General features: G+C 70.9%; 22 protein-coding genes and 1 riboswitch. Of the genes, 16 read left to right on the top strand and 6 right to left on the bottom strand.

Translation table 11 applies throughout. From position 1 onward, the window contains the following. Window positions 1–3 precede the first annotated feature (3 nt). Window positions 4–1,062 (top strand): 2-dehydropantoate 2-reductase, encoded by a 1,059-nt coding sequence (locus ABH937_RS16310; RefSeq protein WP_370218600.1) that lies wholly within the window; start codon window positions 4–6, stop codon window positions 1,060–1,062. A 118-nt stretch (window positions 1,063–1,180) separates the two neighbouring features. Here the strand turns inward: ABH937_RS16310 and ABH937_RS16305 are convergent, their stop codons facing one another. The 4 genes from ABH937_RS16305 to ABH937_RS16290 form a co-directional block, all read right to left on the bottom strand. Further along, window positions 1,181–1,375, bottom strand: coding sequence for a DUF397 domain-containing protein (locus tag ABH937_RS16305; protein WP_370218598.1), 195 nt, complete (start codon window positions 1,373–1,375; stop codon window positions 1,181–1,183). Then, on the bottom strand, window positions 1,372–2,199 hold the full coding sequence (locus ABH937_RS16300) for a Scr1 family TA system antitoxin-like transcriptional regulator (protein WP_370218596.1): 828 nt from the start codon (window positions 2,197–2,199) through the stop codon (window positions 1,372–1,374). The genes ABH937_RS16305 and ABH937_RS16300 overlap by 4 nt, the downstream gene beginning before the upstream one ends. 814 nt (window positions 2,200–3,013) lie before the next feature. Continuing rightward, a complete protein-coding gene (locus tag ABH937_RS16295; RefSeq protein WP_370218595.1) occupies window positions 3,014–4,879 on the bottom strand; it encodes a hypothetical protein in 1,866 nt (621 codons plus the stop codon). A 306-nt stretch (window positions 4,880–5,185) separates the two neighbouring features. Continuing rightward, a complete protein-coding gene (locus tag ABH937_RS16290) occupies window positions 5,186–6,568 on the bottom strand; it encodes a S8 family serine peptidase (RefSeq protein ID WP_370218593.1) in 1,383 nt (460 codons plus the stop codon). 451 nt (window positions 6,569–7,019) lie between these two features. Here ABH937_RS16290 and ABH937_RS16285 point away from each other — a divergent pair, with 451 nt between their 5' ends. The 11 genes from ABH937_RS16285 to ABH937_RS16235 all read left to right on the top strand — a co-directional run bounded on the left by ABH937_RS16285 (window position 7,020) and on the right by ABH937_RS16235 (window position 16,957). Beyond that, window positions 7,020–7,976, top strand: a complete 957-nt coding sequence (locus tag ABH937_RS16285) for a metal ABC transporter solute-binding protein, Zn/Mn family (RefSeq protein ID WP_280690085.1) — start codon at window positions 7,020–7,022, stop codon at window positions 7,974–7,976. After that, complete coding sequence (locus ABH937_RS16280; RefSeq protein ID WP_280690084.1) at window positions 7,973–8,956, top strand: metal ABC transporter ATP-binding protein; 984 nt, start codon at window positions 7,973–7,975, stop codon at window positions 8,954–8,956. Before ABH937_RS16285 ends, ABH937_RS16280 begins: the two co-directional genes overlap by 4 nt. Further along, on the top strand, window positions 8,937–9,908 hold the full coding sequence (locus ABH937_RS16275; protein ID WP_280690083.1) for a metal ABC transporter permease: 972 nt from the start codon (window positions 8,937–8,939) through the stop codon (window positions 9,906–9,908). The genes ABH937_RS16280 and ABH937_RS16275 overlap by 20 nt, the downstream gene beginning before the upstream one ends. Beyond that, window positions 9,905–10,762: a metal ABC transporter permease gene (locus tag ABH937_RS16270; protein ID WP_280690082.1), complete on the top strand. Its 858-nt coding sequence runs from the start codon at window positions 9,905–9,907 to the stop codon at window positions 10,760–10,762. Before ABH937_RS16275 ends, ABH937_RS16270 begins: the two co-directional genes overlap by 4 nt. Window positions 10,763–11,024: 262 nt before the next feature. Next, window positions 11,025–11,342 carry a hypothetical protein gene (locus ABH937_RS16265; protein ID WP_370218592.1) on the top strand — a complete coding sequence of 106 codons (318 nt, stop codon included), beginning with the start codon at window positions 11,025–11,027 and terminating at the stop codon, window positions 11,340–11,342. A gap of 27 nt (window positions 11,343–11,369) precedes the next feature. Next, entirely contained in the window at window positions 11,370–11,771 is a 402-nt protein-coding gene (locus tag ABH937_RS16260) for an SAV_915 family protein (RefSeq protein ID WP_370218590.1), read from the top strand. Window positions 11,772–12,116: 345 nt separating this feature from the next. Beyond that, on the top strand, window positions 12,117–12,722 hold the full coding sequence (locus ABH937_RS16255; RefSeq protein ID WP_370218589.1) for an ArsR/SmtB family transcription factor: 606 nt from the start codon (window positions 12,117–12,119) through the stop codon (window positions 12,720–12,722). After that, window positions 12,719–14,050 (top strand): MFS transporter, encoded by a 1,332-nt coding sequence (locus tag ABH937_RS16250; protein WP_370218588.1) that lies wholly within the window; start codon window positions 12,719–12,721, stop codon window positions 14,048–14,050. The genes ABH937_RS16255 and ABH937_RS16250 overlap by 4 nt, the downstream gene beginning before the upstream one ends. Window positions 14,051–14,301: 251 nt before the next feature. Next, the gene (locus ABH937_RS16245; protein WP_370218587.1) at window positions 14,302–15,093 is read left to right on the top strand and encodes an alpha/beta fold hydrolase; all 792 of its coding nucleotides are present in this window, start codon (window positions 14,302–14,304) and stop codon (window positions 15,091–15,093) included. A gap of 255 nt (window positions 15,094–15,348) precedes the next feature. Further along, window positions 15,349–15,963, top strand: a complete 615-nt coding sequence (locus ABH937_RS16240) for a winged helix-turn-helix domain-containing protein (RefSeq protein ID WP_370218586.1) — start codon at window positions 15,349–15,351, stop codon at window positions 15,961–15,963. Beyond that, window positions 15,956–16,957: an MBL fold metallo-hydrolase gene (locus ABH937_RS16235; RefSeq protein ID WP_370218585.1), complete on the top strand. Its 1,002-nt coding sequence runs from the start codon at window positions 15,956–15,958 to the stop codon at window positions 16,955–16,957. The genes ABH937_RS16240 and ABH937_RS16235 overlap by 8 nt, the downstream gene beginning before the upstream one ends. Before the next feature lie 21 nt (window positions 16,958–16,978). Here the strand turns inward: ABH937_RS16235 and ABH937_RS16230 are convergent, their stop codons facing one another. Continuing rightward, entirely contained in the window at window positions 16,979–17,389 is a 411-nt protein-coding gene (locus tag ABH937_RS16230; protein WP_370218583.1) for an ArsR/SmtB family transcription factor, read from the bottom strand. Window positions 17,390–17,472: 83 nt separating this feature from the next. Further along, window positions 17,473–17,713: riboswitch (cobalamin riboswitch) on the top strand. Window positions 17,714–17,746: 33 nt separating this feature from the next. Here ABH937_RS16230 and ABH937_RS16225 point away from each other — a divergent pair. Further along, window positions 17,747–18,871, top strand: a complete 1,125-nt coding sequence (locus tag ABH937_RS16225) for a HoxN/HupN/NixA family nickel/cobalt transporter (protein WP_370218581.1) — start codon at window positions 17,747–17,749, stop codon at window positions 18,869–18,871. Window positions 18,872–18,940: 69 nt separating this feature from the next. Here the strand turns inward: ABH937_RS16225 and ABH937_RS16220 are convergent, their stop codons facing one another. After that, window positions 18,941–20,728 (bottom strand): APC family permease, encoded by a 1,788-nt coding sequence (locus ABH937_RS16220; protein ID WP_280690076.1) that lies wholly within the window; start codon window positions 20,726–20,728, stop codon window positions 18,941–18,943. Between the two features lie 252 nt (window positions 20,729–20,980). Between ABH937_RS16220 and ABH937_RS16215 the strand changes: the two genes are divergently transcribed. The 3 genes from ABH937_RS16215 (at window position 20,981) to ABH937_RS16205 (ending at window position 24,262) form a co-directional block, all read left to right on the top strand. Then, on the top strand, window positions 20,981–21,517 hold the full coding sequence (locus tag ABH937_RS16215; protein WP_280690075.1) for a hypothetical protein: 537 nt from the start codon (window positions 20,981–20,983) through the stop codon (window positions 21,515–21,517). Between the two features lie 118 nt (window positions 21,518–21,635). Continuing rightward, entirely contained in the window at window positions 21,636–22,025 is a 390-nt protein-coding gene (locus tag ABH937_RS16210) for a RidA family protein (RefSeq protein ID WP_280690074.1), read from the top strand. 167 nt (window positions 22,026–22,192) lie between these two features. Next, window positions 22,193–24,262, top strand: coding sequence for a glycosyl hydrolase family 8 (locus ABH937_RS16205; protein ID WP_370218579.1), 2,070 nt, complete (start codon window positions 22,193–22,195; stop codon window positions 24,260–24,262). The last annotated feature ends 185 nt before the right edge of the window (window positions 24,263–24,447 follow it).

Genomic DNA, 24,447 nt, shown 5'->3' with positions numbered 1-24,447 from the left:
CCTGTGCCCACCGACCCCGCCGCCCCTGCCGACTCCACCGCCCCGCCGCCGCGGATCGCCGTACTCGGCGCCGGTAGCATCGGCTGCCACCTGGGCGGCCGGCTCGCCGCCGTTCCCGGGGTCGCCGAGGTCACCCTGATCGGCCGCCCGAGCGCGATGGCGGCCATCGAGCGCGACGGGCTGACGCTGACCGGGCCGGGCCCCGACGCCGCCCGGCCCGCGATCCGCACCCTGCGGCCGGCCACCGACGCGAGCGCGGCGGCCGGTGCCGACTACGTCCTGGTGACCGTCAAATCCGCCGACACCGCCGGTGCCGCCCGCGAGCTCGCAGCGCACCTCGCCCCGCACACCGTGGTGATCAGCTTCCAGAACGGGCTGCACAACCCCGAACTGCTCAGCGCCGAACTCCCCGATCACTCGGTGCTGGCCGGCATGGTCCCCTACAACGTGGTGCGCACCGGCAGCGCCGCCTTCCACCAGGGCACCGCAGGCCAGTTGATGCTCGCGGACACCCCGCACAGCGCCGCCTTCGCGGCGGCGGCCCGCTTCGCCGGACTCCCGCTGGCGCTGCGTCAGGACATGCCCGCCGTCCAGGCGGCCAAGCTGCTGATGAACCTGAACAACGCCGTGAACGCGCTTTCCGGCCTGCCGCTGCGCGAGCAGTTGGGCCAGCGCGCCTACCGGGCCTGCCTGGCGCGCTGCCAGCGGGAAGCGCTTACCGCCTTCCGGGCCGAGGGCATCACCCCCGCCCGCCTCGGGCCGGTTCCCCCCACCTGGACACCCCGGGTACTCCGGCTGCCCGACACGCTCTTCCAGCGGCTGGCCGGCGCTACCCTGCGGATCGACGCCCAGGCCCGCTCCTCGATGTGGGAGGACCTCCAACGGGGCCGCCCCACCGAAGTCGACACGCTGCAGGGCGAGATCACCGCCCTCGCCACCCGCCACGGGCTCACCGCTCCCGCCAACGCCCGCCTGATCGCCCTGGTCCACGAGGCCGAGGCAGCCGGGGCCGGCGCCGCGAAGGCATGGGGCGGCCCGGAGTTGCTCGCCCAACTGGACTGACCACGCCGGACCCGGGCGTCGCGCAGACAGGCGAGCCTACGACGGACAAGCTCCGCAGACAGCACTGAACCCCCGCGCGGCCCGTAGCGCTGCACAGGGGGTTCCGGTGCGGGAGCCGTCAGACAGTGCCGAAGTCGCCGTCCTTGACCCCTGTCACGAACGCGGCGAACGCGCCAGGAGGGAAGACCAGGGAGCCGCCCTCGGGGTCCTTGGAGTCCCGGACGGGGATCACGCCAGGAATATTGGGGGCTACCTCAATGCAGTTTCCGCCGTTGCTGCTGTAGCTGGACTTGAACCATGCGGGGTCGATCACTGGAGTTCCTTTCGTACCTGCTGGATCACGGCCACTGACGCAGTCTGCGACAGCGCTTCAGCCTGTAGCTGATGGTAGGCCGTCAGCACCGGCACCACGGCGTCACTCCCTCGCTCAAGATGACCCTGTAGGGCGGACTCCGCGTAGGCCACCAGCGATCGGTCAGGCAGGGTGAGGATGTTCACCGGCAGATCGAATGAGCGGCGTTCTTCTATGTCGTACGGGGCCACCTGGAGGACCGTATGCGGCAGTTCGGCGAAGGCGATCAGCTGATCCAGCTGGGCAGCCATCACCGCCGGGCCGCCGACCGGCCGTCGGATGCAGCTTTCATCCAGCACCGCGTGAATCAGCGGGGCCGGGTGCCGCACAAGGCGCGCCTGTCGCTCCGCAATGAACGTCAGACGTTCGTCGGCCTGTTCCTGGGTGATGTTGCCCCGGCGAACAGCTCCCATGGTCACTGCCGCCGCGTACTCCGGCGTCTGCAACAGCCCGGGGACGATGCCGAGTTCGAAGAGCCGAATCTCCACCGCCCGCGCCTCGTGGGCCACGTAGTCCGGGAAGCCTTCGAGGAGCGAGGTTCTTCTGATGTCCCGGAACATGTCCAGAAACAAGGTCCCCGTACCGAACACAACGTCAGCTCTCCGGGCCAAACGAAGTGTTGGGGGCTTCCGCCCGGTTTCTACGGCTGACACATGCGTCCCCGAGTACTCCAGCCGTTCACCCAGCTCGTCCTGCGTCCAGCCGTTCTCCTCGCGTGAGGTGCGCAGTTGCGCGCCGAAGGCCGCGCGCGGGGATGAGTGGGGATCCAACTCCAGACGGTTCAAGATCCAGTCTTCCTTCCGATCTGACACGTTGAAGACGTTCTGAGCGTAGAGGACAGTGAGTCGTCCTGGTAGTGGATTCACTACGGAGAGGAGTCGTTTGATGTCTACGAACAGAGAGCCCTCACGGCCCTTGTACGTACCCCGCAAAGGTGAGCTGGTCCGGGACGAGCAGCACCAGTGCGACGGGGTGTTCATGGGGCGCAACGGCCAGAATCTCGTCAGCCTTCGACCGGAAGCCGGCGGCATCGAGTGGGACACGCCCGCGAGTGCCATCCAACCCCTGCCGGGTGAACCGAAGTTGATCCCGGTCATCCGAGCCGGCACACCTCGGGATGCCACTCAGGTGCGACTGCCGGGCGAGCGCGCCTGATGAGCACCAGCCCCGAGCCTGCCGAGTTGGTTGCCCTGCCGCCGCGCCACATGTGGCGATTCGGGTGGTGCGTCTGCTGCGACCGGCAGACCTGGGTCGCCCCTGGTCCCCACATTTCCCTTGGTAACGCCCAGTTGGTCATATTGCCGTACTGCCAAGAGGGCTACGAGCGAGCATCGCGCTACGTCCACCGTGTGAGGATGCGCGCGACACCGCACCCCGATCAGGGGGCCACGTGAACCCCCGCTCGCCTGCCCCACGAACGTCGGAGCAGCCCTTCGACCGTCTCGAAGCGCTGGCCGAGCTGCGGCGCCTCGGAGAGACTCTCGATGGTCAGGCCAAGTCGGGGGTGCCCGAGGCGGAGCTGGATTCGACGCTCCGATTGATGCGTGGTGTGCACTCGCGCATCACCGACGAGTTGGCGAGGGGGTTTGCAACTCGGTCCTAGCCCGCGGCGAGCAGCCGGCGGGCCAGGGTGCGCAGTTCATCGTCCGGGTGGCTGTCTCCGGAGTGCGGCGAATCGGTGAGCAGGCGGCGCGGGGAGGAGGCGAAGGTCTCCAGGGTGGGGCGGAGTTCGTCGGGGAGGCGGCCGATCGTGGCGAGCGTGTCCAGGGCCTTCAGGCCGACCCGGGTCGGGCCGACCAGTTCGGTGAGGATCGGGAGGGCGCGGTCGGGCGAGCCGGTGATCCACAGGTGGGCCTCGGCGGCGGACATCCGGATCCACTCGTACTCGGCGGTCAGGAACGGTTCGACCAGCGGGAGCAGCGGGGCGGCGGCGCTGCCCAGCGGCTCCAGGCGGGACATGAACCAGTGCACCTCGCCCTGGCCCGTGAGCAGTTGCTCGAAGGTGCCGACGGCCAGGTCGGCGTCGCCGGTCACGCGGTAGTGGGCCACGGCCGCCGCGGACCGCAGCGAGGTGTCGGAGCTCCCGGCGGCCTCCCGCAGCAACTCGACGACCTCCGCCGTGGCCGGCCCGTTCGCGCCGAGCTGTTCGGCGGCGACGATGGCGGCGCGCCGGGTGCGCAGGCAGTCGACGAGTTCGGGCTGCGCCTGCCGGGCGGCGGCACCGAGCGGTGCCAGCGCCAGCACCAGGGCGATCCCCTCGTTGCCGGCGGCGCCGGCGGCGAGCTGACGCCGGATCACGGGTGTCAACTGCTCGGCCGCCGTCGGGAAGTGGCGCGCCGCAGCCGCGAGCAGCCGCGCGCTGGGCCGCCGCACCACCAGCTCCACGGCCCGCGGGTCGCGGGAGCGCACCAGGGCGTGCAGGGCCCGCTCCGCGACCTCCTGGTCCGCACTGGTCGCGTACCCGTGCAGCACGTCCCGCAGGTCGGCGCTCGGCTCGGGCACCAGCTCGACCCAGTGGCCGACCGCGAGCAGCGGACCGGTCAGCGCATCGGCGTCCGGCTGCTGGGGCAGGGCGGTCAGCAGCAGGTCCAGCACCTGCGGTTCCCGGTCCCGCCAGGTATCGGCGATCTGCCGGGCCAGCCAGGAGCCGCGCGCGTCGAGGTCGCCCGCCGCGATCCAGCCGGCGGCCACGGCCAGGCCCGCGTCGGGGTCCTCGCTGAGCAGCTGGGCCAGCCGCTCCTCCTGGGTGCTGTCGCCCCACGGGAGCGCATCGGCCCTCGGCGCGGGTACGGCGCCGTCGGCGGCGAGGACGGCGACCAGCACGGCCGGGTACGGCGGCTCGCAGCGTTCGGCCGTGAGCAGGGCCGCCGCCAGCCGGATCTCGGGCAGCGGGCCGTCCAACCCGGCGACCTCGCGCCCGAACCGGCCCAACGCCACCATCGCGTCGGCCCGCACCGCCGGCACGGGGTCGCCGTCGTACAGCCCCGCGACGCGCGCCTCGGCCTCCTCCCGCGGCCCGGCCGGCAGCACCTCGGCCAGGGCCGCCGCCACCCGCAGGGCCGCCCGGCGCACGGTGCCGTCGGCGTCCGTCAGGCAGGGCAGCAGGTCCGGCAGCACCCGGCCCAGCTCGGCGCAGACCGCGGCGACGGAACTCCCCGCCCAGTGCGGCGAGTCGACGTCCTCGGGTTCGTGGGCGGCGAGCGTGGCGAGCAGCATCAGCAGCTCGGCGCGCCTGCCCGGGACGTGCACGGCGGCGTGCGCGAGGAACGGCACGGCGGGAGCGGAGGCCTGGTACACCGTGCCCTGGTGGTGGATGTTGCCGTACAGCTCGTAGATCGCCTCCTCGACCTCCTCCTGGTCCTCCTCGTACAGCGCCCTGATCAGCACGGGCACGTCCTCGGCGGAACCGTAGGCATGGGTCAGGTCGTGCCACTGGACGCGGTCCAGCTCGGCCGGAGATCTCATCGGTCGGGCGCTCCTCAGCTGATCAGGTGGTCCGACCCTATCGACCTCCGCCGACACCCCGTCAGCAGGCGTCGGCGTTCTTCTGGTGGCCCGCCGTAGTCGATGGCGGCAGGGACGCCGGATTGCCCTGGACCAGGCAGTCCACTTCAAGGGCACGGCGCGTTCGACCGCTCGGGGCCCTGGAAAATCAGGGCGGATGAGCGCGGGAGCGCCGGTGCCGATTGTTCGGCCGGCGCTCCCGCGGTACCCGGTCGTTCTGCTGGGATGAGCTGAACTGGCATGCCCAGCAGAACTACTGATGCTGCGTCAGCCGAATGCGGCGATCGTCGGCACGAACTTGGCCACGTCCACCGTGCCCCAGCCGGTCGCCATGTCGTAGCCCGGGGTGACGGGCCAGCCGGGGACGTTGTTGTAGGTGTTGGAGCCGCCGACGACGTCGTTGATCCCGGTCCACTTGGCGCCGGCCTGCTGCGCCGCACCCAGCGCGTAGAGGCCGTAGTTCAGGTTCCCGAGGCGGTGCCCGGCGACCTGGTCGGCCAGTGCCACCACGCCGGAGAAGACCGGGCTGGCCACGCTGGTGCCGCCCCACAGCTCCCAGCCGTCGTCCTGCGGCCCGAAGCTGTTGTAGGTCCAGACGCCGGTGTTCGGGTCGCCGACCATGCTGATGTCCGGCACGCCACGGGAGTTGCCCACGGTGCTCTGCACGCCGAGCTGGAACAGCGGGCGGCTGAAGACCTTGGACTTGCCGCCCCCGGAGGCGCCGCCGCCGGTCGACGGGTCGTCCCAGACGGAGTCCGGGCTCAGCCGGTTGCCGTTGTCGTCCAGCTTCACCGTGGTGCCGCCGACGCCGGTCACCAGCGGGTCGGAGGGCGGCCAGGAGGTCACCGGGTACGGGTAGAGGGTGCTGCCGTCCGACTCGGCGTCGGTGACGCCGTTGTCGCCCGAGGAGGCGAGCACGGTGACGCCGTGCGCGGCCGCGTCCTTGTAGGCGTAGCGCAGGTTGAGCAGGCTGGAGTAGTCGCCCTGGTCGAAGCCCGGGAAGGTGTTCTCGGTGGCGCCGAAGCTCTGCGTGATGACGTCACCGACGCCCTGCTTGATCAGCGAGTCCTCGGCGGCCATCATCTCGGGGAACCCGGTGGTCCCCTCCTGCTCCGAGACGCCGGTCTCGACCAGCACGATCTTCGCGCCGGGGGCCATGGCGTGCGCCATGTCGACGTCGATCGTGGTCTCCTCGGCCCAGCCGGTCATGTCCGAGTTGCCCGGGTCGAAGGGCGGCACGGTGCCCCACTTCACGACCTGGACGTTGGTGCTGGGGATGCCGTACTGGGCGCTGTAGACGTCCAGGTCGTGCTGGATGGTCGGCGATCCGAAGGAGTCGACGATCACGATGGTGCGGCCGGCCCCGTTGATCCCCCGGTCGAGGAGCGGGTGCTCGTCGTAGCCCTGCTCGAGCTGGGTGGCTCCGTAGCAGGAGGCCTGGAACTGGGCCTGGCACTGGCTGGGCGTGAGGGGAGTGGGGAACTGGCCGGACACCATCCGATGTCCGATCGCGGCCGGTATCGGCGCCGGTGCGGCCGATGCGCTCAGTGCGGCGGTGGCCGGCACGGCGCCGGTGAGGGCGGTCGTGGCGAACATGGCGAGGGTGCCGACAGCCGCTGCGGTGGCACGGCTGAGGGTGGTACGTCGCATGGGTGTCCCTGAGGGGTGGTAGGTCCCGTCGACGACGGCGTGGGCGACATCGCACTCCTGTCCGGGTGGGTCTGTCCGCAGCTTGTGTGATCCATGGGGAAGTCTTTGACATGTCTGTACCTGCGTCAGCTCCGTCAGGCCTACGGGTACGGGTGAGCAGGTCGTTGCCGAGCTGGGGATTTCCGAGCTGGGGCCTGCCGAGCTGGGGTCTGCCGGCACTCTCGCGAGGCTGCTGCCCGTCGATGGCAGATCGTGGCCGGTTGATAACTCCCAGTGGCTGAAAGCTGATCCACTTCGCCGAGAGAGGGTCCAGCGGTCAAGAATTGGTAATGATTATCACCTCATAGGCGCCTGGCCTGGATGTGAAAACCATTTCTAACTAGGCTCTACCGTGTCCAGTACAACCGGATCCCGCAGCTCGGGACCCGAAGGCCCCCGGGAGAGTCCGTCCATGCCCCACGCCAGGTCCGGCGTCGGTCCCCGTCGCATCACCGCCGCTGCCCTCGGTGTCGTCGCTGTCGCCGTACTCGCCGGCACCAGCGCGTGCTCGACGGCCCCGAAGACCAGCACCTCGGCGGGCGAGGGTTCGAAGACGATCCAGGTGGTGGCCGCGGAGAACTTCTGGGGCAGCATCGCCACCCAGCTCGGCGGCAGCCACGTCAAGGTGCAGAGCATCATCACCAACCCGAACACCGACCCGCACTCCTACGAGCCCACCACGGGCGACGGCCGGGCGGTGGCGTCGGCGGACTACGTGATCACCAACGGCATCGGCTACGACGCCTGGTCGGACAAGCTGCTCGCCGCCAACCCGTCCTCCGGCCGCACCGCCCTCAAGGTCGGCGACCTGCTGGGCAAGAAGGCGGGCGACAACCCGCACCAGTGGTACTCGGCGGACAGCGTCCACCAGGTGATCGACCGGATCACCGCCGACTACAAGAAGATCGACCCGGCCGACGCGGCCTACTTCGACGCCCAGAAGCAGACCTTCCTGACCCAGACGCTCGCCCCGTACGACCAGCTGGAAAACGCTGTCAAGGCGACGTACGCGGGCACCCCGATCGGCGCCTCGGAGTCCATCGTGACGCCGCTGGCCGAGTCGCTCGGCCTGAAGCTGATCACCCCCGAGAGCTTCCTGGACGCGATGAGCGAGGGCAACGACCCGACCGCCGCCGACAAGGCGACCATCGACAAGCAGATCTCCGGCAAGCAGATCAAGATCTACGTCTTCAACACCCAGAACTCCGACCCCGACGTGATGGCCCAGGTGAACGCGGCCAAGGCGCAGGGCATCCCGGTCGCCCAGGTCACCGAGACCCTGGCGCCCGCCGGAACCGCTTTCCAGGACTGGCAGGTACAGGAACTGCAAGGCATCGAGGACGCGTTGAAGCAGGCGGTCGGCAAATGAGCATCCAGCACGACGAGATGGCCACCCAGGAGACGAGCAAGCGCGCGAGCGGCGGGCGGGTGCCCGCTCAGCAGCAGCGGTCGGCGGTGGCCGCCGAGCCCGTCCTGTCGCTGCGCGGCGCGGCCGTCCGGGTCGGCGGGCGGACCCTCTGGTCGGGGGTCGATCTGACCGTCGGCGCAGGGGAGTTCACCGCTGTCCTGGGCCCCAACGGGGTCGGCAAGTCCACCCTGGTGAAGGTGCTGCTCGGGGTGCTGCCGCCCGCCGCCGGCGAGGTGACGGTGCTCGGCGGCGCGCCAGGTGCGCACAGCGCGGGCGTCGGCTACCTGCCGCAGCGCCGCAACTTCGATGCCAGCGTGCGGATCCGCGGGATCGACGTGGTGCGCCTGGGCCTGGACGGGGACAAGTGGGGGATCCCGATTCCGGGCCTGGGCCGCGCCGAACGCCGTGCGGCGCGTGAACGCGTCGCCGAGGTCATCGAGTTGGTGGGTGCCTCCGAGTACGCGCACCGGCCGATCGGGCAGTGTTCCGGCGGTGAGCAGCAGCGGCTGCTGATCGCCCAGGCGCTGGTCCGCCGTCCGTCCGTGCTGCTGCTCGACGAGCCGTTGGACAGCCTGGACCTGCCCAACCAGAGCGCGATCGCGGCGCTGCTCGGCCGGATCTGCCACCAGGAGGGGGTGTCGGTGGTGATGGTCGCGCACGACGTGAACCCGATCCTGCACCACCTCGACCGGGTGGTCTACCTCGCCGAGGGCGGCGCGATGGCCGGCACGCCGACCGAGGTGATCACCTCCGAGACGCTGACCCGCCTCTACCGCACGCCGGTCGAGGTGCTGCGCACCAGCGACGGCCGCCTGGTGGTGGTCGGCCAGCCGGAAGCCCCGGCCCGGCACGTCGACCGGCACGCGGCCACCGTCGCCGCGAGCGCTGGCGGCGTCACCGCTGGTGCCGCAGCCGGAGGTGATGATCGTGCAGCTGGCTGACGTGGCGTCACCAGTGTTCTCCTGGAACCTGGTTGCCGATTTCCAGGACATGTGGTCCTACGCCTTCATGGTGAACGCTTTCCGAGCCGGCCTGGTCGTCTCGGTGGTCTGCGCGGTGGTGGGCTGGTTCATGGTGCTGCGCCGCCAGACCTTTGCCGGGCACACCCTGTCGGTGGCCGCCTTCCCGGGCGCCTCGCTGGCGGTCCTGGCGGGCTTCAGTACCTCGCTCGGCTACTTCGGCTTCTGCATCGCGGCGGCCCTGGTGATCGCGGCGCTCGGCCGCAAGGGCCAGGGGAGCGGCGCGGAGGAGTCCGCGGTCACCGGGACCGTCCAAGCCTTCGCGCTGGCCTGCGGGTTCCTCTTCATCAGCCTCTACAAGGGCCTGCTGGAAGGGCCGACCGCGCTGCTCTTCGGCAGCTTCCTGGGCATCACCACCAGCCAGGTGACGGTGCTGGCGGTGGTCGGCGCCGTGGTGCTGGCCGTGCTCGCCGTGATCGGCCGACCGCTGCTCTTCGCCTCGGTCGACCCGCAGGTGGCGGCCGGGCGCGGTGTGCCGGTGCGGCTGCTCGGCACCCTCTTCCTGGTGCTGCTGGGCGCGGCGACCGCCGAGGCCAGCCAGATCACCGGCACCCTGCTGGTCTTCGCGCTGATGGTGATCCCGGCGGCCACCGCCGGACAGTTGACCGCCCGGCCCGGGCTGAGCCTGCTGCTCTCGGTGCTGCTCGGCCTCGGCGTCTGCTGGGCGGGCCTGATCGCCGCGTACTACCAGCCCTACCCGCTGGGCTTCTTCGTGACCACCTTCGCCTTCGCCGGCTACGTGCTGGCGCTGCTGCTGCGGCTGGGCCGCGAAGCCTGGGGCCGCGCCCACGAGGGCGGCCAGGGGCGCGGCCATGGAGGCCATGGCGGCCATGGTCACGGCCCGGCGGCGCTCGGCGCAGGGGGTGCGGCATGACCTCGGTGCTCTCCCAGGCGTTCTTCCAGCACGCGCTGCTGGCCGGCACGTTCATCGCGCTGGCCTGCGGCCTGGTCGGCTACTTCCTGGTGCTGCGGGCCCAGTTGTTCACCGGTGACGCGCTCAGCCACGTCGCGTTCACCGGCGCGATGGCGGCCCTGGCCGGCGGCTACGACCTGCGCCTGGGCCTGTTCGCCGCGACCATCGGCGTCGGCCTGCTGCTCGGCGGCCTCGGCCGGCGTGGCCGGCCCGACGACGTGGTGATCGGCAACGTCTTCGCCTGGATCCTCGGGCTCGGCGCGTTCTTCCTGACCGTCTACACCACCTCGCGCAGCGGCTCGGGCAACGGCGGCGCGGGCACCAGCGTGCTCTTCGGCTCGATCTTCGGGCTGAGCAGCTCGCAGACCACGCTGGCCGTCGTCATCGCGGGCGCGATCTGCCTGCTCACCCTGCTGATCGGCCGGCCGCTGCTCTTCGCCACGGTGGACGAGGCGGTCGCGGCGGCGCGCGGAGTGCCGGTGCGCCTGCTCGGCTTCGGCTTCCTGGTGCTGGTCGGCGCCTGCGCGGCGGAGGCGACCCAGGCGGTCGGCTCGCTGCTGCTGCTCGGCCTGCTGGCGGCCCCCGCAGGCGCGGCGATCCGGCTGACGGACCGTCCGTTCCACGCGCTGGCGCTCTCCGCCGGCCTCGCGGTCGGCGAGATGTGGGGCGGCCTGCTGCTCAGTGCCGAGCTGCCGAAGCTGCCGCCGAGCTTCACGATCATGGCCACGGCGAGCGCGGTGTACGCGGCGACGTTCCTGGTCAAGCCCGGGCGGGGGCGGCGTCCGGCCACGCGGCGGGTGGGCGCGGCGGCCTGACGCGCGCGGTAGCTGGGAACGGAGGGCGGCGTGCTGGTGGCCGCCCTCCGTCGCTGTCTGCGGCAGGTGTCCTGCGGCCCGGCGCGGCGGGCCACCGCGTCCGATCGGGGGACGAAGTGTCAAGGTGACGTCAAGGACGGGGCCGCGCGCGTAATCCGCGCGTCAAGGCCGGGTGCGATGCGGAGGTGACGGGGCTCCACTGGAGCTGCGCCCGGGATCACCCAGGATCCCGGGGCGAACGGCCCCGGAAGGAAGCGAACCCATGACTGCAACGCAGGCCCCCAGCTCCGTCCCGCTACCGGTCGAGCCCTCCGAGCTGCCGCTGCCCCGCTCGATGGCGGACGCGGTGCTGCGCGGGCTGCTGTCGGGGACGGCCTTCGCCGTGGACCGGACGCCGGCGGCGAGCGCGACGGGCGAGCCGAGCCGGCCGAGCGGGCGGTACGGGCTGAGCGGGTCGAGCGGGTCGAGCGAGCTGAGCGAGTCGGGTGAGCCGGCTGAGGCCGAGCCGCTCGCCCGGGTGGCGGACCGGGAGCGCACGGCCCCCGCGCACTGCCGCTTCGGGATGCAGTACCTCGACTGAGCAGTGCATCACCTTCGGAGGAACGCCGTGACCACCGCACACCGCCTGCCCGCGTCGCCCGCGCTGCCCGTACCGTCCACGCCGTTCGTGTCGTCCGGCCGGCCTGAGCCGTCCGGTGCTCCCGAGGACCTCGCCGTCCGCCACGTCCCGGTCCGTATCGTCGGTGGCACCCAGCTGCTGCGGCTCTTCCGGCAGCGCGACGGCAGCCGGTGCGCCGTCGCCTTCAGCTCCCTCGCGGCCCTGCGCGCCCTGCTGGGCCCCGAGCAGGCGTCGGCCGAGCTGACCGAGCCGGCGCTGCGCGAGCTGACCGAGCCGCTGGGCGTGTACGACCTCGTCCTGGACCCCAGGCTGGTCGCCCCGCCCGCCCCGCCCGCCCCGCCGGCGCCGTCCGTCCCGTTCGTCCGGCCGAGCGGTCATCGAGCGGCCTGAGGTCGGATCAGCCCTCGCCCGCACCGAAGCGCGCCCGGAAGGCCGCTCGGGTCGCCGACTCCGGCGAGAGGAAGGGCCCGCCGACCGGCTCCCGCAGGGCGCCGTCCGGGTCGTAGGAGACGTGCCCGTCCGGGCCGCCGCCAGCGACTCCCCGATCACCACCGGCGGGCCGTCGGCGGTGAGGTAGCGGCCTCGCGCGGCGATCTCCTCGTTCTCGCAAGCCACCGCCTGCAGTTGACTCTTCATGAGGTCGAATCCTGGCGCGATTTATCATCATATTGACGCATATGGTTGGGAAAGTCTGAGACTTGACTCTCAGATATTCTGAGAGCAAGCTCTCAGACCATGGACCCCAGCAATCACTACGGTGATCTAGAGATCACCGATCCGCAGGCGATGCGGGCGCTGGCGCATCCCGTGCGGCTCGCCATCCTCGAACGCCTGCAGCGGCACGGCCCCGCTACCGCGACCCAACTCTCGCCCGACGTCGGGGCCACCCCGTCCGTGACCAGCTGGCACCTACGTCATCTGGCCGGCTTCGGACTGGTCCGGGACGCCGAGCCGGGCCCGGACCGCAGGCAGCGGCGCTGGGAGGCGGTGGCGAGTGGTTTCCGCTACGGACCGGTGCCCGGCGACGAGGGCGGGACGGCGGCGGCGCGGCTGCTCGCCCAGCACATGTTCCTGCGGTACGCCGACCTGCCGCAGCGCTGGATCACCGAGGTCGAGCCCGAGTTGGCGCCCGAGTGGCGCGAACTCGGCGGCCTGTCCAACACCCGGGTGATGCTCTCCATCGAGGAACTCGCTGCGGTCGAGGACGCGATCGAGCGGGTGCTGGCGCCGTACGTGACCCGGGACCCGGCCGAGCGGCCCGCTGACGCGCGCGGGGTGCGGTTGATGCGGTACGTCCTGCCGGAAGGCGCCGATGAGCAGAACGGGAGCCGCACCTCATGACCGACGCCGATACCGACGCCGGTGCGGGCGCCCTGGCCTCCGCCGCTCAGGTTGTACCCGCGTCACTCTGGCGCGACCGGCGGTTCTTACGCTTCTGGACCGGCCAGTCTGTCTCCCAATTCGGCGACCGAATATCGGAGTTGGCGCTGCCACTGATCGCCGTCACTGCCCTGCACGCCTCCGCCGCCCAGGTGTCGCTGCTGACCGCGCTGATCTGGGTCCCGAACCTGTTGGCGATCCTCTTCGGTGCCTGGGTCGACCACCAGCGTCGCAAGCGTCGCCTGATGGTCATCGCCGACCTGGTCCGAGCCGGCACGCTGGCCACACTCCCGATCGCCTACTGGTGCGGCTCAGTGACGATCAGTCAGCTCTTCCTGGTCGCCGTGGTGACCGGTACGGCGGCGGTGCTGTTCAACAGCGCCTACTCGCCCTTCTTCGCGCACCTGATACCCAGGTCCTCCTATCTGGAGGCCAACAGCAAGCTCAGCACCAGCCGTTCAGCCTCCTATGTCGCGGGTCCGGCGATCGGCGGCACTCTGGTCCAGGCGCTGACCGCTCCCGTCGCCGTGCTGGTCGACGCGGTCTCCTTCCTGGCCTCGGCGCTGCTGGTCGGTCGCATCCCGCTCGACGAACCACAGCTCCCGGCGGCGCAGGCAGGCGAGTTGTCGATGCTCGCCCGCGCCCGGCAGGGACTGGCCTTCGTGGTGCGGCACCCGGTGCTGCGGGCCAGCCTGGGCTGCTGCACCACCGTCAACTTCTTCACCTTCGTGGCCAACGCGCTGATCGTGCTGTTCGCCAGCCGCAGCCTTGGCCTGTCCGCCGGCGGCATCGGCCTGGCCTTCGGTGTCGGCGCGACCGGCAGCCTGCTCGGTGCGGTGCTCGCCCCGCGGGTCGCCCGCCGGCTGGGCATCGGGCGCACGGTCGCGATAGGCGCTGTGCTCTTCCCAGCCCCGCTGGCCATCATGGCGACGGCCGCCGGTCCGCTCTGGGCCCGGGCCGGCGCGCTCGCCGCCACCGAGTTCCTCAGCGGCCTCGGGGTGATGCTCTTCGACGTCAACCTCAACTCGCTACAGGCCAGCGTGATCCCGGACGGCATGCGAAGCCGGGTCTCGGGCGCCTTCAGCACCGTCAACTACGGTGTCCGCCCGCTCGGCGCCCTGGCCGGAGGCCTGCTCGGCACGGTGATCGGGCTGCGCGAGACGCTGCTGCTGGCGGCGGTCGGCGGCTCGCTCTCGCTGCTCTGGCTGCTCGCGTCACCGATTCCGCGGATCCGGTCGCTGGAGTCCGCCGCTGCGACGGACGCCGCCGGCGGCCAAGTCGCCGTCTAGGGCCTCTCTTACGGATCTTGTGCGTCCAGGCGGGATGCCCGGCGTCGCGCGCCCGGCAAGATCGGTAAGCGAGGCCCTAGCCCGTTCCCGCTCGGCTCGTTTCTCGCCTGGCCGGGATCACCCCGGGTGGGCCGCCGATGAGTGAGGCGGACTTCTGATGCTTCGGCCTTTTCGCAGCCGACATCCTCGGCGTGAAGCCGGGATCGTGGTTACGTTGACGGGAGCTGCTGTCAACCCGTCAGAGGTGGGCGATGAAACCGAGGGTCCTGGTCAACGAGGTGAAGGGTGAGGGACCGCCGGTCGTCCTGGTGCCTGGCGGTCTCACCGGGTGGGTGTCGTGGACGCCGCTCGCGGATGCCCTGTCGACGGGGCGGAGGGTCGTCAGGGTGCAGCCGATCCACAACGAGCTCGGCTCGGCCGGCGAGCGCGGGGAGGCCGGGTACACCGCGGCGATCGAGCGGGAATCGCTGCTCATGACTGTGGACGCCCTTGGGGTCGAGACGGCCGACTTCACGGGGTGGTCCGGCGGCGGACGAGCCCTCATCGAGTTCGCCTTGGCCCATCCGGAGCGGGTGAGGACGCTGACGCTCGTGGAGCCTGCGGCGTACTGGATCCTCGACGGTCTCGGCGAGTGCGACCCCGAGGTCGCCCGATTGAACCAGTTCCTGCATGCGCTGGCCGGGCAGGACGTGAGCGAGGATGACCTGGCCGAGTTCCTCGAACTCGCCGGACTCGCGCCGTCGAAGGACCAGGCCCGTGAGCACCCTGCCTGGCCGCGCTGGGTCCCGCACCGGATGGCCCTGTCCTGGAGCTCGGAGCAGGCCGACCGGCCCGACCGCGACGTCGCCGAACTTGCCGACATCCGGTGCCCTGTCCTCCTGGTCCACGGCTCCGCGACCGCCGACTGGCTCAAGCGAGTTGTCGCCGTCCTCGACGAACGGCTGCCCGATACCCGGGTTCTCGAACTGCCCGGCGACCACGCCTGCCACCTCGAGAACCCGGACGCATTCCTCGTCGCGTTGGAGCGACACCTGGCTCGGTGAGCCGAGGTAGAACGCCGCACTGCGGCCGGTGCTGCCCACCGGGCCGCGTGCTCCTGGACGAACCGGGTGAAGGTGCGGGGCGGACGGCCCGTCAGATTGAGCACCGCAGTGCTGTCCTCGTCCTCCCGGCCGGCCCGGACGGCGGCGTCGGCGGGGGCGAGGATCGCGGCGAACTCTGCGGGTATGCGGGAGCCGGTCCACCCAGAAGTCAAAGAAACCCTTGACATCTCCATATCCCAAAGTAGTCTTTGGGATATGCGAATCAGCGACCCCACGGCGATCCGGGCCTTGGCCCACCCGCTCCGCCTCGACCTGATGGAGCTGCTGGCCGCGACCGGGCCGGCGACGGCGGCGCAGTGCGGACGTGTCCTCGGTGTGCCGCAGGCGAACTGCTCGTTCCATCTCCGTCAGCTCGCCAAGTACGGCTACGTGGAGGACGCCGGTCCGGGACGCGACCGTCGCGAGCGGCAGTGGCGGGTGGCCGAGTCGCAGCCGACCGTGCGGATCGCCTCAGGCGGTGACGCGGTCGTCACGCGGCAGCTCGAACGGCTGGTGGTGGAACGGGAGATGCAGGCGATCCTCGACCACCTGGCTCACAAGGACCGCCCCGCACAAGGCGATCAGCCCCCACAGGGCGATGAGCACGGCACCCCGAAGGCAGCCATCACCGCCGCGATCGCCGTGCTGTCCGCCGACGAGGCCGCAGAGCTCCAAGAGCAGTGGCTGGCGCTGCTCCAGCCCTACCTCGCCAGGAGCGCGGCGGCCGGCCGGCAGCTCCGACCCGGACGGCAGCGCGTCCGGTACTTCATGGCGGCGACGCCGCTACCAGACTTCGAAGCGGGGGAGAACGAGAATGACTCCGATGACTGACAGCCTGATCGACTTCGTGAGCGCGGCGCCCACCGCCGGCTCGCTGGAGGTCAGTTGGATCCACGGTGTGCCCGGCAAGCGCTCGGACGGCGAGCCGAAGATCCAGGTGCACCACTACGACGAGCACACCGTCATCCTGCGCCAGAGCAAGTCGGTCAACTACGAGGCGCCGTTCATCTTCCTGCTCTTCGGCAATGACCGGGCCCTGCTGCTGGACACCGGCGCGACGGCCGACCCCGACCACTTCCCCTTGCGCACGACGGTCGACCGGCTGATCGGCGAGTGGCTCGACCAGCACCCTGGCGAGCAGGGCGAACGTCGCGCGCGGTACGAGCTGGTGATCGCGCACACGCACGGGCACGGCGACCACGTGGCCGCGGACGCCCAGTTCGCCGACCGTCCCGCGACCACTGTGGTCGCGCGGGATGCCGACGCCGTCCGTTCCTTCTTCGGGTTGGGCGCTGGATTCGGGTCCGGCTCGGTCTCCGGCTCCGGCGGCTCCCAGCCCCTCGAAAACGTCACCTTCGACCTCGGCGGCCGAGTCCTGGAGGTCCTCGCCTCTCCGGGGCACCACCAAGCGGCGATCACCGTCTACGACCCGTGGACCGGGATCCTGCTCACCGGTGACACCGTGCTGCCGGGCCGCCTCTACGTGGCCGACTCCGCCGCGTTCCTGGCGACCATGGAGCGGCTGGTCGACTTCGCTGGCACCCGACCGATCACCCATGTGTTGGGCTGCCACGTCGAGATGACCACCCGCCCGGGCGTCGACTACCCGATCGGCGCCGCGTACCAGCCCGATGAGCGGGCACTCCAGATGAGCGTGGCGCAGCTGGTGGCGATCCGCGACGCGGCCGTCGCCGTCGCCGGTCGGCGGGGTGTGCACCGCTTCGACGACTTCCTGATCTACAACGAGCCGCGCAAGGTCGACATGGTCAAGCTGATCGCCCGTGGTCTGACGCACAAGCTGGTGACCCGACTCAAGACGGCGTAGCGAGAAGTCGCGGCCCCGCCGTCAGTCCTGCTGCGGCACCTGCGGCACCCGCCGGACGTGCGGGATGTGTGGCAGCTGCGGCATCGGGTCCAGCAGGGCGGCCACGTCGGGGTCGAGCAGCTGGTAGCGGACCACCCGGCCGTCCTTCGCCGCCGTCACGGTGCCCGAGGCGCGCAGCAGGCGCAGCGTCTGGGAGACGGCGGTCTCGCTGATGCCGGTGGCGAGGGCGAGGTCCGTGACGGCGATCGGGCCGGCGCGGTGGATGGCCAGCAGCAGGGCCAGGCGGCTCGGTTCGGCGAGCAGCGAGAAGCGGGCGGCCCAGGCGCGGACGCTCTCCGGGGCGCCGATGCCGGCGATGGCGTCGCAGACGGTGTGCTCGTCGATCGCGCGCCGGTGTGCGCGGTCCTCCGGTACCAGGTGCATGGGAGTCATCTTCGCCACCGTGCGCCGGTGATGTCCACCACAGCTGAACACCTGCGGAAGTATGCAGGCTTGTGGCCGAGCGGGCCGGGCCCTAGGTTGTTCACCGCCGTGGTGTTCGGGAAGACCGGTGCACTGTGCCTTGTCACAGGAGTCCGGAGCGGCCCTCGCCACTGTTATCGGGAAGTTCTCGCACCACTCTCGCCCGCGACGGCGGGAGGTCACTGGATGCCTTGGCGTCTGGGAAGGCCGGGTGCGGGGACGTTCGACTCTCCGCGCCCTTCGGGAGGTCGGTACCCCAAAGCCAGGAGACCGGCCACGGCACCGCACGACGAACTGTCCACGAGGTGCTGGAGAGGCTGCCCTGAGATGACCATGCCCGAAACCGCTTCCGCGAGCGCGTCCGCCCTGTCCGCGGGCGCCGCAACCCCCTCCCTCAGCTGGCAGAGACGGGACTGGATCCGTACCGGCGGCCTGCTGGCGGTGATCCTGGCCATGCACGTGGTCGCCTTCTTCGTCCTGATCACGATGGTCGCCCCGCACCGCTACACCGTCGGCAACCAGGTCTTCGGTCTGGGCCTGGGCGTCACCGCCTACACCTTGGGCATGCGCCACGCCTTCGACGCCGACCACATAGCGGCGATCGACAACACCACGCGCAAGTTGATGGCCGACGGCAAGCGGCCGATCTCGGTCGGCTTCTGGTTCGCGCTCGGCCACTCCACCATCGTGGTGGTGCTGGCGGGCCTGGTCGCGGCCGGTGCCCAGGTGGTCGGCACCCTGACCGACGACAACTCGGGTGCCCACAAGATGCTCGGCCTGGTCTCCACCAGCGTCTCGGGCGGGTTCCTCTACCTGATCGCGGCGCTCAACCTGGTCTCGCTGGCCGGGATCCACCGGGTGTTCAAGGCGATGCGGGCGGGCCAGTTCGACGAGCACGAGCTGGAGAAGCACCTGGACAACCGCGGCTTCATGAACCGCATCCTGGGCCGGCTGACCAAGTCGATCACCCGCCCCGGCCAGATGTACCCGATCGGGCTGCTGTTCGGCATCGGGTTCGACACCGCGACCGAGGTCACGCTGATGGTGATGGCCGGCTCCGGCGCCGCCGCCGGCCTGCCCTGGTACGCGATCCTCTGCCTGCCGTTGCTCTTCGCCTCCGGCATGAGCCTGTTCGACACCCTCGACGGCACCTTCATGAACTTCGCCTACCACTGGGCGTTCTCCAACCCGACCCGCAAGGTCTACTACAACCTCACCATCACGGGGCTGTCGATCGCCGTCGCCTTCCTGATCGGCACCATCGAGCTGGTCGGCGTGCTGCACGACCAACTCGGCCTGACCGACCCGGTCACCGGCTGGGTCTCCGGCGTCGACCTGAACAACGTCGGCTTCGTCATCGTCGGACTCTTCGTGGTGGTCTGGGCCGGCGCGCTGACGTACTGGCGGCTGGCGAAGGTCGAGCAGCGCTGGCCGGGTGCCGAACGGAGCTGAACCGGCAGTAGCTGGACCGACTCTGACGACCCGTCAGGTGCGAGGGTGGCACGGCGCGCGGCGGGTCTGTCAGTCCGGGATCGGGAGCCGCAGGCGCAGGCGGCAGATGACCGCGTCGGTGTGCTGGCGGATCGCGCGGTCGAGGAGGACGCCGCGCTGGTTCTGCAGCAGCCGCTGCCAGGGGTGCGGCAGGTGCAGCTCGGGGATCAGCACCACCAGCCGATCGTGCTCGTCGGCCGCCGCCAGCTCGCGCAGGTGGTCCACGATCGGCCGGGCCAACGAGCGCGAGCGGCTGGCCAGCACGGTCAGTGGCACCCGCGGGTGCCACTGGTTCCAGGCCTCCAGGAGCTGCTCCGCGCTCGGCCCGTCCTCGTCCTCGGGGTGCACCACGGTCACCGCGCGCACCTCGTCGCCCAGCGACAGCGCGATGCCGAGCGCCTCCTGGGTCAGCCGGTTGACCGCGCCGACCGGCACGATCACCAGCGAGCGCAGCTGCTGCGGCGGTTCGGGCACCTCACCGACGTGCAGGGCCAGGCCGATCCGCGCGTAGCTGCGGTGGATCGACTCGAAGAGCGTGACCAGCACGGCCACCGCCAGGAAGACCAGCCAGCCGCCCTTGTCGAACTTGGCGATCAGCTCGATCACGGTCGCCGCCGCCGTGAGCACCGCGCCGATCCCGTTGAGCAGTGCCCGGCCGTGCCAGCCGGGACCGCGCTCCAGGCGCCAGTGCCGCACCATGCCGATCTGGGAGATGGTGAAGCCGATGAAGACGCCGATCGCGAAGACCGGGACCAGCGCCTGGGTGTTGCCCTGTGCGCCGATCAGCAGCACCAGCGCCGCGCCCGCCAGCACCAGCACCCCGTGCCGGTAGACCTGCCGGTCGGCGCGCAGTGCGAAGACGTGCGGCACGTGGTGGTCGCGGGCCAGCAGCGAGGTGAGCACCGGCATCCCGCCGAACGAGGTGTTCGCCGCCAGGGCCAGCAGGGCGGTGGTGCTGAACTGGACGACGTAGAAAGCCACGTTGTGGCCGAGCGCGGCTTCGGTGAGCTGGGCGAGCAAGGTCTTGGTGGGGTTCGGCGCGACCTGGAAGTGACGGATCAGCAGCGAGAGGCCGATCAGCATGCTGCCGAGCAGCCCGCCGAGTGCGATCTCGGTGCGCTGCGCGCGCTGCACCCGGGGCTTGCGGAAGGTCGGCACGGCGTTGGCGATCGCCTCCACCCCGGTCAGCGCCGCGCAGCCGGAGGCGAAGGCCTTGAGCAGCAGCAGGACGCCGACGCTCTCGGTGGCCGCCGCCGCGTGGGTGGGCTCGGTCACCGGGTTGGTACGCAGCAGGCCGACCAGGATCACCGTGAAGATCGCCACCACGAAGACCACCGTCGGCAGGATCAGGATCTTGGCCGACTCGGCGACGCCGTACAGGTTGACCGCGGTGATCACGGCGAGCACCACCACGCAGAGCACCACCCGGTCGGCGTAGAGGGAGGGGAACGCGGACGTCAGCGCGGCCACGCCGGCCGAGACCGAGACCGCGACGTTCAGTACGTAGTCGATGATCAGCGAGGCGGCGGCGACCAGGCTGACCCGCCGGCCCAGGTGTGCCTTGGCCACCGCGTAGGCGCCGCCGCCGTTCGGGAAGGCGGCGATCACCTGGCGGTAGGAGAAGGTCAGCGCGGCCAGCAGCACGACGATCGCCAGGGTCACCGGCAGGGTGTAGTTCAGCCCCTGGCTGCCGGCCACGGCCAGCACGAGCACGATCGCCTCGGGCCCGTACGCGACGGAGGCCAGCGCGTCGAGGGAGAGCGCGGCCAGGCCCTGCGGAACCGTCAGCCGATCGCGTTCGCTGCTCGCCTCGGGCATCTCCACCACCTCGTGTCGTCACTGCGTCCAGGGTGACGCTAGTGGCGGGGTGCTGAGCGAGGCCGATCTGACGCGCGGTCAGTGGGCCGGTCGGGGGCTCGCGTGACGGTGCGCCCGCCGATCGGCACTCACGGCCGTGCTCAGTACCACTGCGCTCGGCGCCTCGGCTCGCAGCACGCCGGCGATCAGCACCCCTGGATCTGCCTCGCGGAGACCCTGGCACTGAGCCGTCCGCCACCCGATGATGGGGGAATGACCACTCATCAGGTTCCCTCGGCGGCCTCGACGCTGCCGTCAGCGGTGGACGAGCGGGCCCTGCTCGCGCTCGCCGCCGGCCACCACACCCGCACCATCCGGCCGTTCGCCACTCGGGAGGCCGGCGGCCACCTGCTGAAGGTGTACGCGATCGAGGCACCGGGGCGCGCCCTGACCGAGCTCGACCTGGCGCCGTTGGTGGACCTCGCCGCCGGGCACCTGGCGGGCGGCGCGGCCCGGGGCTCGCTGGGGCTCGCCGTGCTGATCGCGCACGCGGGCGCGGACGGCGACTACATCCTGGTGCACAGCTGGATCGAGGGGCACATGTCCGATCTGGCGATCTTCATCGGTCCGGCCGGGAAGCCCGAGCAACTCCGGCCCGGGCGAGCTGGGTTGGCGCCGTGCGTCTGGGAGGCCGCGGTACTGGCGCACGAGCGGGAGGCGTTCGTCCGGCAGGTGCTGGACGGCACCGGGACAGCGGCGGAGCGGCTGACGGTGTGGGGTGCGGACCTGCTGGCGGGGGAGTCGCGCTGACTTCCGCTCGCCGGCGCTGACTTGCGTCCCCGTGGCGCCGACAGCACGCCCGCGATGCCGACTTGCGACCGCGCGGCGGCGGTGGACGGGTGCCGCGTCGGTCGCCTAGCGTTCGATCATGACAGAGCGACGTGCGATCCTCAGCGGTTCCACCTTCGAGGAGCAGATCGGCTATGCCCGGGCCGTCGTCGACGGCGACTGGGTGCATGTGTCGGGTACCACCGGCTTCGACTACACGACGATGACCATCTCGGACGACGTGGTGGAGCAGGCCGAGCAGTGCCTGCGCAACATCGGGGCCGCACTGGAGGAGGCCGGCTGCGGCTTCGCCGATGTGGTGCGGGTGCGCTACCTGCTGCCTGAGCGCGCGGACTTCGAGCCGTGCTGGCCGGTGCTGCGGCGCTGCTTCGGCGAGGTCAGGCCGGCCGCGACGATGCTGGTGTGCGGCCTCGCGGATGTCCGGATGAAGATCGAGATCGAGGTCTACGCCCGCCGGGCGACGGCGTAGCCGCCCGGGCCGGCCGCAGCCCCACCCCTGGCGGACTGCGGCCCCCCTCGGGGGCAGCACCTTGGACGAGGTCAGCCCACCCAGTTCTGGCGGCGCCCCTTGACAGCATCTCGTAAGGAAGCTTTCCTAACTATCGCCCAACTCCGCCCCCCACGAAGGAGTTCCGCGTGCGAACCCACTGGAAGACCCCGGTCGCCTCCGTGCTGACGGGATGCCTGATCGGGCTCTCGCTCACCGCGCTGGCCGCGGCGCCCGCCCAGGCCGCCGCCACCCCCACCCACCCGTTCCCGACTCACGTGACCTACCAGGTCGGCGTCCTGCCCTCGGCTTCCCAGGCCGCCCGCGACGCCGCCGTGGAGAAGCAGTACAGCGCGTGGAAGTCCACCTACCTGGTGCACGGTTGCGCGAGCAACGAGTACTACGTGTCCACCAAGGGCGACGGCGACGCGACCAACAACGGCCCGGTCTCCGAAGGACAGGGCTACGGCATGAACATCGTGCCGCTGATGGCCGGTTACGACGCCGGCGCGCAGGCCGAGTTCAACGGCCTGTGGCAGCTGGTCAAGGACCACGAGGACCAGTACGGCCTGATGCAGTGGCAGTTGGACGGCAAGACCTGCAAGTACTACAGCAGTGGTACCCCGGACGCGGCCACCGACGGCGACCTGGACATCGGCTACGGCCTGATCCTGGCCGACCAGCAGTGGGGCGGCTACACCGCTGACGCCAAGGCCTGGCTGGCCTCCTTCTACGCCCATGACGTGGCCCCCGACGGACACCTGAAGTGCGAGGACGACGGTCCGAACACCGACACCCGCCCCTCCGACCAGATGCTCGACCACCTGCGGGCGTTCGCGGCCTACGACACCTCGCACGACTGGAACAAGGTGATCCAGCGCACCGAGGCGCTGGACCGCGCTTTCACCGCCGCCTACTCCTCCAGCGCGGGCCTGCTCTCCGACTTCGTGGTCAACGCCGACACCAGCAGCCCGAAGCCGGCGCCGGCCAACTACCAGGAGAACCAGCCGGACAACATCGTCGGCTACAACTCGATCCGGGTGCCCTGGCACATGGGCACCGACGCGCTGCTCAACGGGAGCTCGACGGCAGCGGCGGAGTACGCGCTCGCCACCAAGGAGAGCGCTTGCCTGAAGGGCGAGTCGGGTGGCAACCCGCAGAACGTCTACCCGCACACGAACCTGAACTGCACCCCGTACAGCACCTCCGACCAGGCGGAGGAGGCGGGGGACGCGGTCGGTCCGGCGGCGATGGCCTCGGGTGACCAGGCGTGGACCGACACGATCTGGAACTACCTGTCGACCAATCCGTTCGGCGACGGCTACTACGGCGAGACGATCAAGACGCTGGTGGACATCGTGATGGCGGGCGACTACTGGAGCCCGGCGAGCGGCGGCACCTCGGCCAACGACTTCTCGCTCTCGGCCTCCCCGGCCACCGGCTCGGTGGCGGCGGGCTCGGGCGCGAGCGTGACCGTCGGTACGGCGGTCACCTCCGGCAGCGCGCAGTCGGTGGCGCTGACCGCCTCGGGCCTGCCGGCCGGCGCGAGCGCCTCGTTCAGCCCGGTCTCGGTGACCGCGGGTTCGTCCGCCACCCTGAGCCTCGCCACCAGCACCACGACTCCATCCGGTCGTTACCCCATCACCATCACCGGAACGGCCGCCTCCGGCACGCACACCGCGACCTACACCCTCACCGTGACCGGGTCGAGCGGTGGCGGCTGCACCGCGGCGCAGCTGCTGGGCAACCCGGGCTTCGAGAACGGCACCAACGGCGCACCCTGGACCCAGAGTTCCACGCTCGGCTCGGCGCCGATCAACAACGACACCGCCGACGAGCCCACCCACTCGGGCAGTTGGGACGCCTGGCTGAACGGTGACGGCAAGGCCGACACCGACACCGTCGCGCAGACCGTCACCATCCCGGCCGGCTGCACCGCGACCCTCTCCTACTGGCTGCACATCGACACCACCGAGAGCACCAGCAGCGCCAAGCCTGACACCCTCAACGTCCAACTGCTGAACAGTGGCGGCACGGTGCTCAGCACGGTGGCGAGCTACTCCAACCTGAACAAGAACAGCGGCTACAGCCAGCACACCGCGGACGTGTCCGCCTACGCAGGCCAGAGCGTCACGCTCAAGTTCACCGGCACCGAGACCGACGCCAACGGCGGCACCACCAGCTTCGTCATCGACGACACCGCCCTCAACGTCGGCTGAGTCGCCGGACCTGGCTGCTGGACCAGCCCACCTGGTCAAGCTACCGGTGCAGCCTGGAAGTTCGCTGAACCCTGCTGGCCGCCAGATGAATATCTGCCCCCGAATCCGCCATATTCCACCCCACTACCCCCTCACTCACTCCATGCTGTGCTGGCTGGCCGTCAGGTCGGCGCAAACCCGTACCG

It is taken from the genome of Kitasatospora sp. GAS1066B, from assembly GCF_041262605.1.
GTDB lineage: Bacteria > Actinomycetota > Actinomycetes > Streptomycetales > Streptomycetaceae > Kitasatospora.
This window is presented reverse-complemented; position numbering and strand designations above follow the sequence as displayed.